The following is a 14,639-nucleotide window of genomic DNA, read 5'->3' as shown; positions in this document are numbered from 1 at the left end:
AATATTATAACTGAAGTAAAATCTTTAGCATTTTCTATAAAATTCAAAATTAATTTGACAACATTCGAAAATACCGACGGCTACCAAATCATCCAAAACTGGATGATCGATAAAGGTATTTTCCCTTTCAGATTTCAGGTAGAAACCTGGCGTAAGTTCGGAAATGGTTATAGCGGAATGGTCGTTGCTCCAACAGGTTTTGGTAAGACCTATTCTGTTTTTTTAGCCCTGATCTCAGATTTTCTGAACCATCCTGAAAAATATAAAAGAGACCTGAAAATGATCTGGATTACCCCACTCCGTTCACTTTCAAAGGATATTGCCAAAGCGATGCAGGAAGCAATTGATGAGATCGGACTGGACTGGGCGGTCGGCGTACGGAACGGTGATACGGATCCGAAAGTTCGGCAACAGCAGATTAAAAATATGCCTGAAATTCTGGTTGCCACTCCTGAAAGTCTTCATCTGCTTCTCGGACAGAAAAATCATGAGCGTTTTTTTCAGAATTTACAGACGATTGTTATTGATGAATGGCATGAATTGCTCGGATCAAAGCGTGGTGTAATGGTTGAGCTCGGCATCTGTCGGCTCAGAAAGTATGTTCCTAAAATGAAAATCTGGGGAATTACTGCGACCATTGGTAATCTGGATGAGGCCATGGAAGTTCTTATTCCATACGATATTAAAAAAACAAAAATTACCGCTAAAGAAAAGAAGAAAATAGATATTCTGTCTGTCTTTCCTGATGAAGTGGAAATTTTGCCATGGGCAGGACATCTGGGACATAAGTTGGCAGATAAAGTCGTTCCTATTATTCTCAATTCCAAATCCACGATTGTTTTTACCAATACCAGAAGTCAGAGTGAAATGTGGTATCAGCTTCTGCTGGATGCTTATCCTGATTTTGCCGGGCAAATTGCCATTCACCACAGCTCGATAGATGCGCATTTAAGGATCTGGATCGAAGAAAATCTCAGTAATGGTAAACTGAAAGCGGTAGTGTCTACCTCATCTTTAGATTTGGGAATTGATTTTAAGCCCGTTGATACCGTAATTCAGATTGGTTCTGCAAAAGGGGTCGCACGATTTCTGCAGAGAGCAGGAAGAAGTGGACACTCTCCTTTTGAGACTTCTAAAATTTATTGTGTTCCCACACATTCATTAGAACTTATTGAGGTTTCTGCATTAAAAGAAGCTGTTAAAAATAATGTCATTGAGCCGAGAGATCCGCAGGTATTGTGCTTTGATGTTCTTGTACAGTTTCTGATGACGTTAGCGATTGGAGACGGATTTTATCCGGACGAGATGTATCCAATAATTAAAGAAACATTTGCCTTTCAGGAAATGACCGAAGAAGAATGGAAAAATATTCTTGATTTTTTAACGATCGGTGGAAAAGCATTAAAAAGTTATGAAGAGTTTCATAAAATTGTCATTGATGAAACCGGTTTATATAAAGCAACATCACGCAGAATTTCTATGCTGCATCGGATGAATATGGGTGTGATCGTAAGTGATGCTATGCTGAAGGTAAAATTTATTTCAGGAGGATATATCGGAATGGTGGAAGAATATTTTATATCAAGGCTAAAGAAAGAAGATAAATTTATCCTCGCAGGACGTGTTCTGGAAGTCGTTATGATTAAGGATATGACTGTATTTGTAAGGGCTTCCAAAGGGAAAGCTTTTGCACCGAGCTACCTGGGCGGAAGACTTCCGTTGAGCTCGAATCTCGGACAGTTTTTGAGGCAAAAATTATCCGGCGCACTTAATCCGAAATCATCTGAAAAAGAATTGAAATTTCTTCATCCGTTACTGACCAATCAGGAAGAGCGATCTCATATTCCGGACGAAAACGAGTTTTTGGTGGAATTAATTAAAAACCGTGAAGGCTATCATCTTTTCATGTATCCTTTCGAAGGCCGTCTGGTACATGAAGTAATGGCTGCCCTGATTGCTTACAGGATTTCTAAACTGGCTCCGATTTCATTTTCAATGGCGATGAATGATTATGGTTTTGAGCTCTTCAGCGATAAGGAAATTCCGCTGAATGAAAATAATTTAGAACAGATTTTGACCCGTGACAACTTAATGACCGATGTTATTTCAAGTATCAATGCTGCAGAGATGGCGAGACGTAAGTTCAGAGATATTGCCGTAATTTCCGGTATGGTGATTCAGAATTTTCCGGGCCAGCAGCGTTCCAACAAATCTTTGCAAAGTTCTGCAGGATTAATTTTTAAGGTACTTGAAGATTATGACCCCGAACATTTCCTTGTAAGGCAGGCTTATACGGAAGTTTTCAATATGCAGTTGCAAGAGCAAAGACTGGTGGAAGCATTCAAAAGGATTGAAAAATCAAAAATCATCCTGAAATTTGCCAATTCATTTACTCCGCTGAGTTTCCCGATCAAGGTAGACAGTCTTCGTCAGACACTTTCCAGTGAAGATCTGGATTCCCGAATCAAACGGTTGGTGGAGCAGGCGAAAAAAATCAGATAATCAGTCGATCCTTTTACCCAGAATTATTAATGTTCTTTCTATTCCGTCTAAAACCGCAACATTGGGAAAAGTTCCCCAATTTTCAAATCCGAAATGCCTGAAAAGCTTTAAACTTGGCTCATTGTGCAGGAATATGAATCCCAGCAGTGTTTTGATACCGAAATTCTTCGCATTCTCAATGCAATATTGCAGAACTTTTTTTGCCGAACCCTTTTCCCCGGCAGCTTTCGTCCATATAAATGCTGACTTCCACCGTACCGTTATATGCCGGGCGCCCATAAAATGAAGAAAAGCTGACCCATCCCAAGACATTTTTCTCGTGATCTTCAACCATCCAGAGCGGCCGGCTTTCCGGATTATGCTCATGAAACCAATGAATTCTGCTTTCTACAGAAATATCTTCAGTATCGGCAGTGACCATTCTTGAAGGGATGGTAGAATTATAAATTTCAACAATTTTAGGTAAATCTTCAAAAGCAGCATTTCTGAAGGTCAGTTCTTTCATAAAGCGACGACATTTATTTGCAAATATACCCCAAAGATTTTTCTATTCATCAACATTGTTTTCCTTGATTTTGTCAAGGGTTTTATTTAAACTTTTAACCGTAATTCCAAGGTAAGCGGCCATGTCTTCTTTTGAAATCTCCATTTCTTTTGATTTTAATTCCAGGAGCTGAGTCAGCGTATGTTCTGTAGCCCGAAGCTTCTGGTAAGATGCCCGGCTGGAAGTATTTACCATACGTTCTGCAAAAACATCAAGGAGAAAACGATTCAGCTTTAATTCATTTTTAAGTAAAGTCCTGAAATATGGGATGGGCATAGAATATACGGTCACTTCGGTCATGGCTTCGATCGTGCACAGACAGGAAATATTTTTTATAACTTCAATTTCACCGATGATTTCACCTTTGCCGAGAAACTCAACAATGTACTCCTTATCATTTTCTTCCACAAAATAGCATTTGGTAATTCCAGTTCTGATGAGCATTATTTTAGTGGAAGATTCATTTTGAATGAGGATTTTATCACCTTTACCGTAAGAGGTCAACGTGATATTTTCTTTGTGAGACTTCTTGCTGTACAGCTTATCAAAATAGTCGGAAAATGGTTGATTGGTTCGCAACATAGGATTTTTGGTTTGGTGATTAATTTTTGAATCCTGAAATTACAAAATCTAACTTTAACTTGTTATGAATTCAATCAATACAGCGTTTTCGATCATTCATTTATTACGCCAGGAATTTTTTTACCTTTATATAAAATCATTACGGCAAACAAAAAAAGCAGCAAAATTTGCTGCATGTATTTTATTGATTACCAGTCACTGGCTCTTTTCCTCTTTTCGATCATGTAATCTACAGATATTTTTCCGGGACCAAAAGCCATGAGAAGCAGATATACTGAAAGATAAATTAAGCTCATTTCCCGTTTCTCAAAAGGATCGGCTCCGTGAACAAAAAAACCTGCAATAATCATTGTAAAGATCAGAAATCCTAAAGCAACTCTGGTGAAAAGACCTAAAATAAGAAGAATTGAGCATACAAATTCTGCGAAAACAGTTAGTGTTAAAGATATCGTGGGCCCCATTCCTAAAAAATCATAGAACTCAATATTGCCACCTTCCAAAAGCATCTGAAGTTTCGGAAATCCGTGAGACAGCATTGCGAAGCCAATAAATACTCTTACTATTAATAAAATAATATCTTTAAAAACTGAATTAGAATTTGTACGGTTCAAATAGTTCATTAAGCTAAAATTTAAATTAAATATAATGAAAATCTTTTAATACAACGGCTTTTCAGCGGTTTTTAATCTATCGGTATCCGAAGTTCTTCAGATCTCTGTCATTTTTTCTCCAGTCTTTTTTCACCTTTACGAAAAGATTCAGGTGAATTTTCTTGCTGAAAAATTTTTCAAGATCCAGTCTTGATTCGGTTCCTACTTTTTTGATTGCTTCTCCTTTATGACCTATCAGAATTCCTTTCTGCGTATCTCTTTCTACGTAAATAATAGAATCAATAAAAATAATTCCTTCTTTTTCCTTAAACTGTTCTGTTACAACTTCTACAGAATATGGAATTTCTTTATCATAATTCAGTAAGATTTTTTCACGGATCGCTTCGTTTACAAAAAATCTTTCCGGTTTATCAGTATATTGATCTTTGTCGTAGTATGGTGGATTTTCCGGAAGTAATGATTTTAATTTAGGTAAAATAATGTCTGTATTAAAAGCATTTAATGCAGAGATGGGAAGAATTTCCGCTTTGGGAATTCTCTCATGCCAGGTTTCTACCAGCTTTTCAAGACCTTCCTGATTGGTCTGGTCTACTTTATTCAACAGCAATAAAACCGGTACCGGGATTTTATTAAGTTTATCGATTAAGAATTCTGAAGGTTCAGCTTTATCGGTAACATCCACGATAAACAGGAAAACATCCGCGTCCTGAAGAGAATCTTTTACAAAATCCATCATTTTTTCCTGTAAACCGTATTTCGGATCCAAAACTCCCGGAGTATCGGAGAATACGATCTGCAAATCTTCTTCATTATAAATTCCAAAAATCCTGTGGCGTGTCGTTTGTGCTTTCTGGGTAACAATGGCCAGCTTCTCTCCCATCAGCTGATTGAGTAAGGTCGATTTTCCGGCGTTCGGTTTCCCGACGATATTTACAAATCCTGCTTTGTGCATAAAAATTATATTGAGCTGCAAAGTTAATAAAACAAATCTGGTCTTTCGGTCTATTGTTAAGATTTAAATGAAAAGCCCCTGAAATGTTTGTTTTCAGGGGCTTCTCTATTTCCTAAAGATGAAATTTTTAATGAGTGCTGCTTCTTACAAATATTTAAAATTAATATAAGAGCTAAATTATGCCTATTTGCTTGGCTATATCTTGTTTATATTTTTCAAAAGGGGCATCATTATTTTCAAAAACTTCTTTTCCAAAAAGATCTTTTTTAATATCATCTTTATCTATAACAATTTTATTTAATCTGAAGAGTTTCACTATTTCATCAAGCTGCTTTTCTGGATATCTCTTTCTTTTTTCAATAAGTTCATATGCAATATCTTTATGAAAGTTATATCTTCCTTTCAATTTGAACATATCTATATACTTGTCAATATCTGTATGTAAATTTAAGTTTCTCAGATTGACTTCTACATCTTCAATTTGCTCTATTTTTTCTAATTTCTCATTAAATTCTACTGTTCTAGTATCAAAATTAAGTTTAAAGCTTAAATGATCATTTAAACAAAAAAGATTCTGAAGATGGAGAAATGGAATTTATAAAATCAGACAGTTCAAAACTTCTTTGTCCTTTAAATTTAGAATTACAAGAATAACATGAAGGAATGAGATTATATATAGAAACTGATAAATATGGAAATTCTCCTTTTGGGATGAAATGATCTAATGTAAAATGATCTCTGATACTTCTTAGATTGTTAATTTCTATGATATTAATTTTTTTCCATGTTTTTTCACCAATTTTTGGAATATTTTTTATTTCATCTAATGTTTTTAGTTTATTTTTTTTTATTTCTTGATATATAATTTGCGATTTTCCTTCCGATAACAATTCTTCCCATTCATCTGGAGTAGCATACTTAATAAATTCTTCAACTGTATCATATTCTATAAAAACATTAAATGGATTTATAAAATCAATATTACAATATGGGCAAGATCTTATTGATAATTTACTCTCATTCAAAAAATTCGCTATATCTTTTTGTACATCAATATAAAAGTATTCATATTTACCTTTTGAATTTTTCCATTTAAATTTTGAGTTTAAAGCTGTCACATTATGTGCTTCGGCTTTTTTGGCAAAGTCAACTAATTCTGAAAATCCTGAGGTTAAAAGTTTTTTATAGTCCCAACTATTATCTATCTGTTTTATTTCATTATCAATCGCACCTACATCAGAGGTTTTACTCAAAATAGTATCATAAAATTTATCACAAAAAGCATTTCTTGTGTCCTCATCTTTTGAATAATTAATTTTCTTCATCTTCTATTTGTTTTCTTATAAATTTCAATTGTTGTGTTAATAAAATTTCTTGTTTTTTCAATTCACTCTTAGAAGGAGGTATTTTAAAATAAATATTCAGTTCATCTAGCTGACTTTGTAAAATTTTTCTAATATATTCCTCTCCTATCATTTTTATTAATAAATTATAATCATTTTTGTTTTGAATAAATGTGTTTTTTAATTCTTCAAAACTCTTTTCTTTTGAATACAAATATTCTTTATAATCACTTAAAAATTCATTTACTTTAGAAATAGCAAATTCTCCTTTTGTACTATCTATAAAAAAACCATCGGTCAGCATTTCGTGTATATTTTCAGCGAATGTATTGTCACCTTTATATTTCTGGACTTGGCCATCATCTAAAAACAAAATATTTGTCCTAGGAATATCGGAAAGTATAAATGGAGAATGCGTTATAAAAACTATATTTATACCGTTAATATTATTCAGTTGTAATTTTTCGATCGCTAGAATAAGATTATAAATAAACTTTCGTTGCATTTCAGGATGCGCATATAATTCTATTTCATCTAGAACTATATTATAATTAGAATATTTAAAATTGGTAGAATTTTCATGAACTGAATTTAAGTTAATTAAATGATAAAGAATAGAATTTGTGCTATAAATATTCTGTTTTTCTCCAGAACTTAATTGAGAAAATAAACTTCCATTTTCAAACTTATAATCAATTGTAAATATAGATGGAGGTAAATGATTAATATGAATATTAGATTTTTTATTATTAAATAAAAAATCTAAACTTTTCCTTTCTGAATCATTCATGAATAGATCATTTAAGGAAAAATCAAAATCTGTTCTATGTTTAAATATTCGATATTTACGATAAAATTTTTCATTTTTAAAATTATAAAAGAATAAAAAAGTTGAGAGCTTGTTTTAATTTATATGTTATATGGCTATCATCATCATTTAATTTTTTAAAAAAATCTACATAATCTTTAGAAAAATTATAAAATCTCGTATTCTTATCATAAACAATTCCAAAAAAAGTTATATATTTCATATGTTTCTTTTATCTTAACTAACTTATCAAGAATATATTTCATTATAAATATATTCAATTTATCATCTTCTTTTATATATATGTATTCATAATTATAAAAAAACTTTAAGATGATCAGCTCAAATATAGCGGATATACTATAACGATCTATTCCACTAATAAAAACATTGTATTCTAGAATTTCTTTCTCTTTTAGTTTCAGATTAATTTTATCAATTTTTCTATTAGGAGTTACCTGTGCCAAAAATTCATTTGAAGTTATATTATATAAAAACCTTTGTTTTGCTAATGAAGACTCTCTATTTATATCAATATTTCCATTAGTTTTCATAGGGTTTAAAACAATTGGTGTTTGATATCCATCATTTTTATGAAAAAGACTTTCAACCCACTCCCCAGTTTCTAGAGAGTTCAAACCATAAAATGAGTAATTTATAATAATATTATAAAATAATTCATTAAGATTCATTTCTAGATCAATAGTCGTGTAAAAAGAATTAAAAGTCTCATTTATTCTTTCTTTACGTAATTCTATTTTTTCACTTGAAAATTTAATTATAAGTAATTGATTTTCATTAGTTATTCCAAATATTTCTAAATTAATATTTGGAATAACTTTTCTTTCAATATTTATTGATTTTTGCCGTTCAAGATCCACTGTAGTTGTTGAAATGAAATCAATAATATCTGTAGTTCTTTCAATTTCTTCTTGCGATGTAATATTCTCCAATCTATTTATATGAGAACTCTTAAGAGTTTCTAAATAAACAATTCTATCATCTATCACTTTATTTATTTTATGATCAGCTTTAATATCTTTAATTAAATCTACACTAATAGAAAGATTATAAAATGCTACATATAATAATTCAATCAAACTACTTTTTCCACTTCCATTTTTTCCTACAATTGCTGAAATATTTATTTTATTTCCATAAAGTTTTTGAGATATATGCTGTTTGTATGCAACTTTGTTAACAGACTTAATAGGATAATAATCATCGTTATCAATTCTTTGATTATCATTATAAAATTTATATTCGTTATAGAATTTATATATTCTTCCGATTTTTAAGTTTTTAAGAAAATCTTTATTGCAATCTTCTAAGGGCCTAATCGCTAAAAGTTTAAAGCTCATGTTTATTAGTTTTCCTCAAAAGTAAATAAAAAAACCACAATTCACATTGTGGTTTCCAGTAATATATTTATATAAATTTACTCCAATTCCCTCTTCAAAAATTTCCCCGTCAAGCTCTTCTTCGACTTCACAATTTCTTCTGGTGTTCCTTTAGCTACGATCTCTCCGCCATGTTTTCCGCCTTCCGGACCAACATCAATAATATGATCGGCTAATTTAATCACATCCATATTATGCTCAATAATGATAAATGAATTTCCTAATTCCACTAACTGATTAATGGCATCCATCAGAATTTTTACATCTTCAAAATGAAGCCCGGTTGTCGGTTCATCGAGAATATATAATGTATTTCCTGTTTGTCTCTTGGCAAGTTCCGTAGCCAGCTTGATACGCTGAGCTTCTCCCCCCGGAAAGTGTTGTCGACTGCTGTCCTAAGGTGATATATCCTAAACCGACATCCTGTAAAGTCTTCACTCTTGCAAAAATTTTAGGGATTGGCTGGAAAAATTCTACGGCCTCATCAATCGTCATATCCAGAACATCGGAAATCGATTTTCCTTTGTAACGAACTTCCAGCGTTTCTCTATTGAAACGTTTTCCGTTGCAGGTTTCGCAATGCACGTAAACATCCGGCAGGAAATTCATTTCAATGACCTTTAAGCCGCCTCCCTGACAGGTTTCACATCTTCCACCTTTTACATTAAAAGAAAACCTTCCCGGTTTGTAGCCGCGGATCTTGCTTTCCGGCAATTCTGCGAAAAGATTTCTGATATCGGTAAACATTCCGGTATAAGTTGCCGGATTGGATCGTGGTGTTCTTCCGATCGGAGTTTGATCTACATCTACGATTTTATCGATATTTTCGAGGCCTTCGATTTTTTTGTAAGGTAAAGGCTCCTGAACGGCTCTGTAAAAATGCTTGTTAAGAATCGGGTATAAAGTTCCGTTAATAAGCGAAGATTTTCCGCTTCCTGAAATCCCTGTTACCACGACCAATTTACCCAAAGGAATATCAAGTGTTACATTTTTAAGATTATTTCCGGTAGCCCCTTTAAGGACAATTTTTTTCCCGTTTCCTTTTCGTCTTTTCTCAGGAATTTCGATTTTTCTTTTTCCGTTAATGTATTGTGCAGTGATTGTATCTGCCTTCAACAAATCTTTAGGTTTCCCCTGCCAAAGGATTTCTCCCCCCGAATTTTCCTGCTCTCGGACCGATATCTAAGACTTCATCGGCTTCCAGAATCATATCTTTGTCATGTTCAACTACCAGTACGGAATTCCCGATATCCCGAAGGTTTTTTAATGAATTAATTAATCTTTCATTATCTCTCTGGTGCAGTCCTATACTTGGTTCATCAAGAATATACAAGACATTTACGAGCTGAGATCCGATCTGGGTGGCCAGACGAATCCTTTGAGATTCACCGCCGGAAAGAGTTTTTTGAGCTTCTGCTCAGGCTTAAATAATCCAAACCAACATCCAGTAAAAACTGAAGTCTTGTTTCAATTTCCTTTAAAATTTCATGTGCAATAATTGCTTTTTTCTCTGAAAATTTATTTTTGATATCCGCCAGCCAATCCTTTAAATCAATTAAACTTAAAGCATTAACCTCAGCAATATTTTTACCGTCGATCTTAAAGCTTAAACTGGAAGGCTGAAGACGGGTACCATTACATTCCGGGCAGTTTTCTTCCGTTGTAAAGTGTCTTTCCAGTAAGATGGCTTCGTAAGATTCTTTATCATCGATCATTTCGTCCATCAGAGGAACAAGACCTTCAAAGTTGATTTTAACCTTCTTGGTGATTCCTGCCAGTTTAAGAACTTTGGTAACTTCTTTGTTGCAGCCGTTGTAAATATAATCTAAAGCTTCTTCCGGAATATCTCCCATGGGTGTTCCCAGCCCTAATCCGAAAACTTCCAGGATATTCTTGATCTGGGAAAGGATCCATTTGTTGGATTTCATATCCTCAAGGGGCAGCAAACCTCCCTGATTAATCGATAATTTTGGATTTTCAACAAAATAATCGGTATTGATTTTTTTTACAGTTCCCAAACCTTTACAGCTCGGGCAGCTTCCTTTTGGCGAGTTGAAGGAGAAAGTATTGGGTTCCGGTAAAGCCAGCGAGTGGCCGGTTTCCGAATCCATCAGATTTTTGGAAAAATATTCAATATCTGTACTTCCCAGCTTTTGAATCCCGATAAGTCCCTCTCCCATTTCCATCGCGGTACGCAGTGATTTTTCCATTCTGCTTTCAGAGGCACTTTCCCCGATGATCCAGCGGTCGATAACGATGTCGATATCGTGGGTTTTATAACGGTCAAGCTTGAGATCGTATTCAATATCCTGCAGCTCGCCGTCAATTCTTGCCTGGCCATATCCTTTTTTTGCCATCTGTACGAAAAGTTCATGATAATGTCCTTTTCTGGATCGGATAACAGGGGCCATCAGCATGATTTTTTTCGCCTGTATAATTCTTTTTGATCGTCTCAAGAATCTGTTCCTCGGTATAGCTTACCAGCTTTTTCCCGGAAGTCTGGGAATAAGCATCTGAAACTCTTGCAAAAAGGAGACGCAGGAAATCGTAGAGTTCGGTAACTGTTCCTACCGTTGAACGTGGATTTTTATTGGTAGTTTTCTGTTCAATGGCGATTACTGGCGAAAGCCCTTCGATCTTATCGACATCGGGACGTTCCAATCCGCCTAAAAATTGTCTTGCATAGGCAGAAAATGTTTCGATATAACGTCGCTGACCTTCTGCAAAAATGGTGTCAAAAGCCAGTGATGATTTACCGCTTCCCGACAGCCCGGTAATCACTACCAGCTCGTTTCGGGGTATTTTGACATTGATGTTTTTCAGATTATGCTCGCGTGCGCCGTAAACTTCTATATATTCTGTTGATTTACTCATAATTTGGTGTGATTTTACATGAAAATCACGATGTGCAAAATTACGGAATTTTATGGAATTTTTTGTGTTAAAAAATATTAGATTATTTATCGTAAATACATAGCTTTTGGTTTTTAAAAATTTGACAGTAAAGAAAATACCGGCGAAAATTTCACCGGTATTTGTTTATTTAAAATAAAACTTTTTTTATTGTACAAAAGAATTGTAAGAATTCAGAACAGAGTCATACGCAGAACTGATCTCCTGAGTATTGCTGTCCGGAATCTGGTTGGAAGACTTTGAATCCCGTATCAGCTTTCTGTATTTATCAAGAAATTCTGTAGCTCTCTTATTGAAGTTTTCAAACAGGGTTTTCTTGTAAGCATATTGCTGTCCCTTCACATCAAATTCTTTTTTAGTGTTTACATCAACCGCTTTTTCAAGTTCGTTATACTTTTTCTGTGCTTCAGCTTCATTGAAACCCTGTGTATATTGTTTGTCGAGAATATCCATAACAGCATCAAGATCATTCATCACCGATTTGGATGAAACAATATAGTCTCTCATCGGGTGATCTTTTAAAATGATTTCTTCCGCGGCTTCGGTTGCAGGTTTTATTTTTGTCACAATATTTTCACCTACCGTAAAAAATGCTTTTGCTTCTGCATCAATATCTTTCTGCAAAGCCAGTGCTTTTGCACCCTGATCATCTTTGTAATCTTCGGAAGTGATGTAAGATTTCAGTTCTTCATATTTTTTTTCGATGCTTTCTTTTTTTGCTTTGTAGGTATTAAGGTCTGCTTCGATAATTTTCTGTTCACTATCAAAACCGGAAGGAACTCCTTTAATTTTACTTAAAGAATAATCCATCGAGTTAATAACCATAGGCATACTGTAGACTGTCTCGCCTTTCGATTTTTTAACCGCCGCTTCAGCATATTTAATGATATTGTCTACATGTCTCGAAGAACTCTTGTAAGAATCAAGGAAGTTATTATTAAAATCAATAATCGCCTGAGACTGATCTTCTCCTGCCTGCTTCACTGCATTTTCTATTTTATCAAGACCTTTTTTGCAGCTTACTACCGTTACACTCACTGATAAAGCGAGTGCAATCATCATCATTTTTTTCATATTATTTAAGTTGGTATTTATGTATTAATTATCAGGAGAAATCGGTGTCTTCATTAGTTACTTTCACCAGGTATTCTATTCCGTCGATGGCTTTTAAAATAATCTGATTACGGAGTATATTGGCCATGTTTTCCCAATAAACTCTTCCATAGAATGAATAATTATTCGGGATGATTTCAACTTCTACCGTTCTTATAAAACCTTCTTTAGGCTTATTACTGATCATGGTTCCGCGCTTCACACGTACATCCTTCAGCTCATCTTTCAATACCATTCTGCAATAATTTTTAACATCTTCAAGGGAGATAATCTTGTCTCTTGTCGTTAAAGCATATTTATAAGCCTGAATACTGTCTGTTCCTTTCTGTTCTTCCGCACCGCCGATGGTTTCAGAAAGAAGTACCAGGATCTGTGATTTTAGCTGGTTGGATAGTTCCGTGCCGGGACGCATGTGATTAGCAAGTGTACAGTGCGTTATCCAGAACGATGCATACGTATGATCTGTTTTATCGACCGGCTCCATGATGACATAGTTCAGCTCCTGTTTGATGCTTCTTTTTGCATTGTTCACCTTCTGAACCATCGATCTCATCTTGTCAGACATCTCGCTCAGCATTCCTTTCACATTATCTCTGTTCAGTAAGGAAAAAGCAGCGATTTCATCGCGTGTCAGTTCGAGAACATTAGCGATCATGTCGACGGCGTTTCTGTTGGTAAACCTTTCCATACCACCTTTTCTTACGGTATATAATCCTTTTTTAAGATCATCATTCGGCGTAAAAGGTATTTCTGTATATCGTCTTCCGTCTCCATCCTGAACTTCATCCACATACAAAAAATGTTCGCCTTCATCCGTGACCAGCGGAATGTTGTTGCCCATGATATCAAGGCTGTATTCTGTTTTTTTCCAGCCACGGTTATAGATCGGGAAAGCATTCAGAACAAAAGAAAAGTTATCCAGGATCTCGGCGGAAAACTGCGGAGGGAATTCAAACGTGAGCCATAGATATCTTTTGCCGTCGATATGTTTTGTGATCTCTTCTTTATAATCAATAAAATTCAGATTTTCAGGGAGCTTACCCGGTTCGGAAAACAATGAACTTGAGATTCCACTTACTTCAATGAATTTATGCATGTAGATGCTTTTTACATCTTCAATAATTTTATTCCGGATAGACTGTTCGTAAAATATCTGCTCATATCCATCCGTCTGGTTGTTTTTATAATAGGTTAATCCTTCCTTGATAAAAAGAGGATTTCCATTGCTCATTACCGTGATGTACGGTAATAATTTATAGGTAAAATCAAGATGCTCAAATGCAGGATTGGAGCAGTAAATACTTAAATATTTCGGAAATGTTTCCTGTGAATATTTGCTGACATCGATTCCTATGGTAACTTTTCGGTAATCTTCGGGTCTGCCCTGGAATCTGGCGATGGGAATCTTATTCAGTCTCTCATCAATGCTGTAGCAGGTATTGCCGACAAACATCACGGCTGTCTGCACTTTATTGATCCTTACATTTCCTACCGGCGTGAAAGGAATGTTGATTTGTTTGTCCGATTCAGATTTTACGGTGGAAGTCATCTGTTTTCTGAAGAAAAACTCGGTGTGTTCCAGCAGAATTTCAGATGATTCGTAAGGCTGCGTAAATGCTATGGCATGTGCCGGAACCGGATGTGTATAAATAGACGGCGTTAATAATTTTGCAAGCTTTTCCAGGATTCTGGCATTAACGGTCTGTATTTCGTTGTTGGCTTTAAAGACTTCTGTGCTGAAAGCATCGATCAGTAATTTCACAAACGGATCCAGCGACTGCGGACTTTTTAGTCCCCATACTTTGGTGGCGTTCTGAAGCATTCGTGCTTTTACAGATTCTTTGGAATAAATATTCTGGTCTAAGTTCATA

At 34.7% G+C, this 14,639-nt stretch carries 11 protein-coding genes and 1 pseudogene; 1 reads left to right on the top strand and 11 read right to left on the bottom strand.

All coding sequences use genetic code 11. The annotated features are described in order from the left end of the window. Nucleotides 1-102: 102 nt before the first annotated feature. Nucleotides 103-2,502 (top strand): ligase-associated DNA damage response DEXH box helicase, encoded by a 2,400-nt coding sequence (locus tag AAHI02_RS03095; RefSeq protein ID WP_346986661.1) that lies wholly within the window; start codon nucleotides 103-105, stop codon nucleotides 2,500-2,502. Nucleotides 2,503-2,677: 175 nt separating this feature from the next. Here the strand turns inward: AAHI02_RS03095 and AAHI02_RS03090 are convergent, their stop codons facing one another. The 11 genes and pseudogenes from AAHI02_RS03090 to AAHI02_RS03040 all read right to left on the bottom strand — a co-directional run bounded on the left by AAHI02_RS03090 (nucleotide 2,678) and on the right by AAHI02_RS03040 (nucleotide 14,638). Continuing rightward, nucleotides 2,678-3,007 (bottom strand): N-acetyltransferase family protein, encoded by a 330-nt coding sequence (locus AAHI02_RS03090; protein WP_346985398.1) that lies wholly within the window; start codon nucleotides 3,005-3,007, stop codon nucleotides 2,678-2,680. Between the two features lie 42 nt (nucleotides 3,008-3,049). Further along, nucleotides 3,050-3,628, bottom strand: coding sequence for a Crp/Fnr family transcriptional regulator (locus AAHI02_RS03085; protein WP_346985397.1), 579 nt, complete (start codon nucleotides 3,626-3,628; stop codon nucleotides 3,050-3,052). A 188-nt stretch (nucleotides 3,629-3,816) separates the two neighbouring features. After that, complete coding sequence (locus tag AAHI02_RS03080; RefSeq protein ID WP_346985396.1) at nucleotides 3,817-4,248, bottom strand: DoxX family protein; 432 nt, start codon at nucleotides 4,246-4,248, stop codon at nucleotides 3,817-3,819. Between the two features lie 67 nt (nucleotides 4,249-4,315). Next, nucleotides 4,316-5,191: a GTPase Era gene (era, locus tag AAHI02_RS03075; protein ID WP_346985395.1), complete on the bottom strand. Its 876-nt coding sequence runs from the start codon at nucleotides 5,189-5,191 to the stop codon at nucleotides 4,316-4,318. A gap of 172 nt (nucleotides 5,192-5,363) precedes the next feature. Then, complete coding sequence (locus tag AAHI02_RS03070; RefSeq protein ID WP_346985394.1) at nucleotides 5,364-5,597, bottom strand: hypothetical protein; 234 nt, start codon at nucleotides 5,595-5,597, stop codon at nucleotides 5,364-5,366. A gap of 148 nt (nucleotides 5,598-5,745) precedes the next feature. Then, nucleotides 5,746-6,516 (bottom strand): hypothetical protein, encoded by a 771-nt coding sequence (locus AAHI02_RS03065; protein WP_346985393.1) that lies wholly within the window; start codon nucleotides 6,514-6,516, stop codon nucleotides 5,746-5,748. Continuing rightward, nucleotides 6,503-7,324: a hypothetical protein gene (locus tag AAHI02_RS03060; protein WP_346985392.1), complete on the bottom strand. Its 822-nt coding sequence runs from the start codon at nucleotides 7,322-7,324 to the stop codon at nucleotides 6,503-6,505. The genes AAHI02_RS03065 and AAHI02_RS03060 overlap by 14 nt, the downstream gene beginning before the upstream one ends. 206 nt (nucleotides 7,325-7,530) lie before the next feature. Next, the gene (locus AAHI02_RS03055; RefSeq protein ID WP_346985391.1) at nucleotides 7,531-8,703 is read right to left on the bottom strand and encodes a hypothetical protein; all 1,173 of its coding nucleotides are present in this window, start codon (nucleotides 8,701-8,703) and stop codon (nucleotides 7,531-7,533) included. Between the two features lie 77 nt (nucleotides 8,704-8,780). Further along, nucleotides 8,781-11,616 (bottom strand): annotated as a pseudogene (uvrA, locus tag AAHI02_RS03050) (excinuclease ABC subunit UvrA). 186 nt (nucleotides 11,617-11,802) lie between these two features. Continuing rightward, nucleotides 11,803-12,729 carry a DUF3829 domain-containing protein gene (locus AAHI02_RS03045; protein ID WP_346985390.1) on the bottom strand — a complete coding sequence of 309 codons (927 nt, stop codon included), beginning with the start codon at nucleotides 12,727-12,729 and terminating at the stop codon, nucleotides 11,803-11,805. 31 nt (nucleotides 12,730-12,760) lie between these two features. Then, a complete protein-coding gene (locus AAHI02_RS03040; protein ID WP_346985389.1) occupies nucleotides 12,761-14,638 on the bottom strand; it encodes a type VI secretion system baseplate subunit TssF in 1,878 nt (625 codons plus the stop codon). Nucleotide 14,639: the final 1 nt, after the last annotated feature.

The organism is Chryseobacterium sp. POE27 (assembly GCF_039727685.1).
Lineage (GTDB): Bacteria > Bacteroidota > Bacteroidia > Flavobacteriales > Weeksellaceae > Chryseobacterium.
The sequence above is the reverse complement of the archived record's forward strand: the minus strand, read 5'-3'. Positions and strand labels throughout refer to the sequence as shown.

What these genes read in the sequence shown, in the direction of transcription:
- AAHI02_RS03095 (WP_346986661.1), top strand. Translation starts at nt 103, where the DNA reads ATGATCGATAAAGGTATTTTCCCTTTCAGATTTCAGGTAGAAACCTGG.
- AAHI02_RS03090 (WP_346985398.1), bottom strand. Translation starts at nt 3,007, where the DNA reads ATGAAAGAACTGACCTTCAGAAATGCTGCTTTTGAAGATTTACCTAAA.
- AAHI02_RS03085 (WP_346985397.1), bottom strand. Translation starts at nt 3,628, where the DNA reads ATGTTGCGAACCAATCAACCATTTTCCGACTATTTTGATAAGCTGTAC.
- AAHI02_RS03080 (WP_346985396.1), bottom strand. Translation starts at nt 4,248, where the DNA reads ATGAACTATTTGAACCGTACAAATTCTAATTCAGTTTTTAAAGATATT.
- era (WP_346985395.1), bottom strand. Translation starts at nt 5,191, where the DNA reads ATGCACAAAGCAGGATTTGTAAATATCGTCGGGAAACCGAACGCCGGA.
- AAHI02_RS03065 (WP_346985393.1), bottom strand. Translation starts at nt 6,516, where the DNA reads ATGAAGAAAATTAATTATTCAAAAGATGAGGACACAAGAAATGCTTTT.
- AAHI02_RS03060 (WP_346985392.1), bottom strand. Translation starts at nt 7,324, where the DNA reads ATGAATGATTCAGAAAGGAAAAGTTTAGATTTTTTATTTAATAATAAA.
- AAHI02_RS03055 (WP_346985391.1), bottom strand. Translation starts at nt 8,703, where the DNA reads ATGAGCTTTAAACTTTTAGCGATTAGGCCCTTAGAAGATTGCAATAAA.
- AAHI02_RS03045 (WP_346985390.1), bottom strand. Translation starts at nt 12,729, where the DNA reads ATGAAAAAAATGATGATGATTGCACTCGCTTTATCAGTGAGTGTAACG.
- AAHI02_RS03040 (WP_346985389.1), bottom strand. Translation starts at nt 14,638, where the DNA reads ATGAACTTAGACCAGAATATTTATTCCAAAGAATCTGTAAAAGCACGA.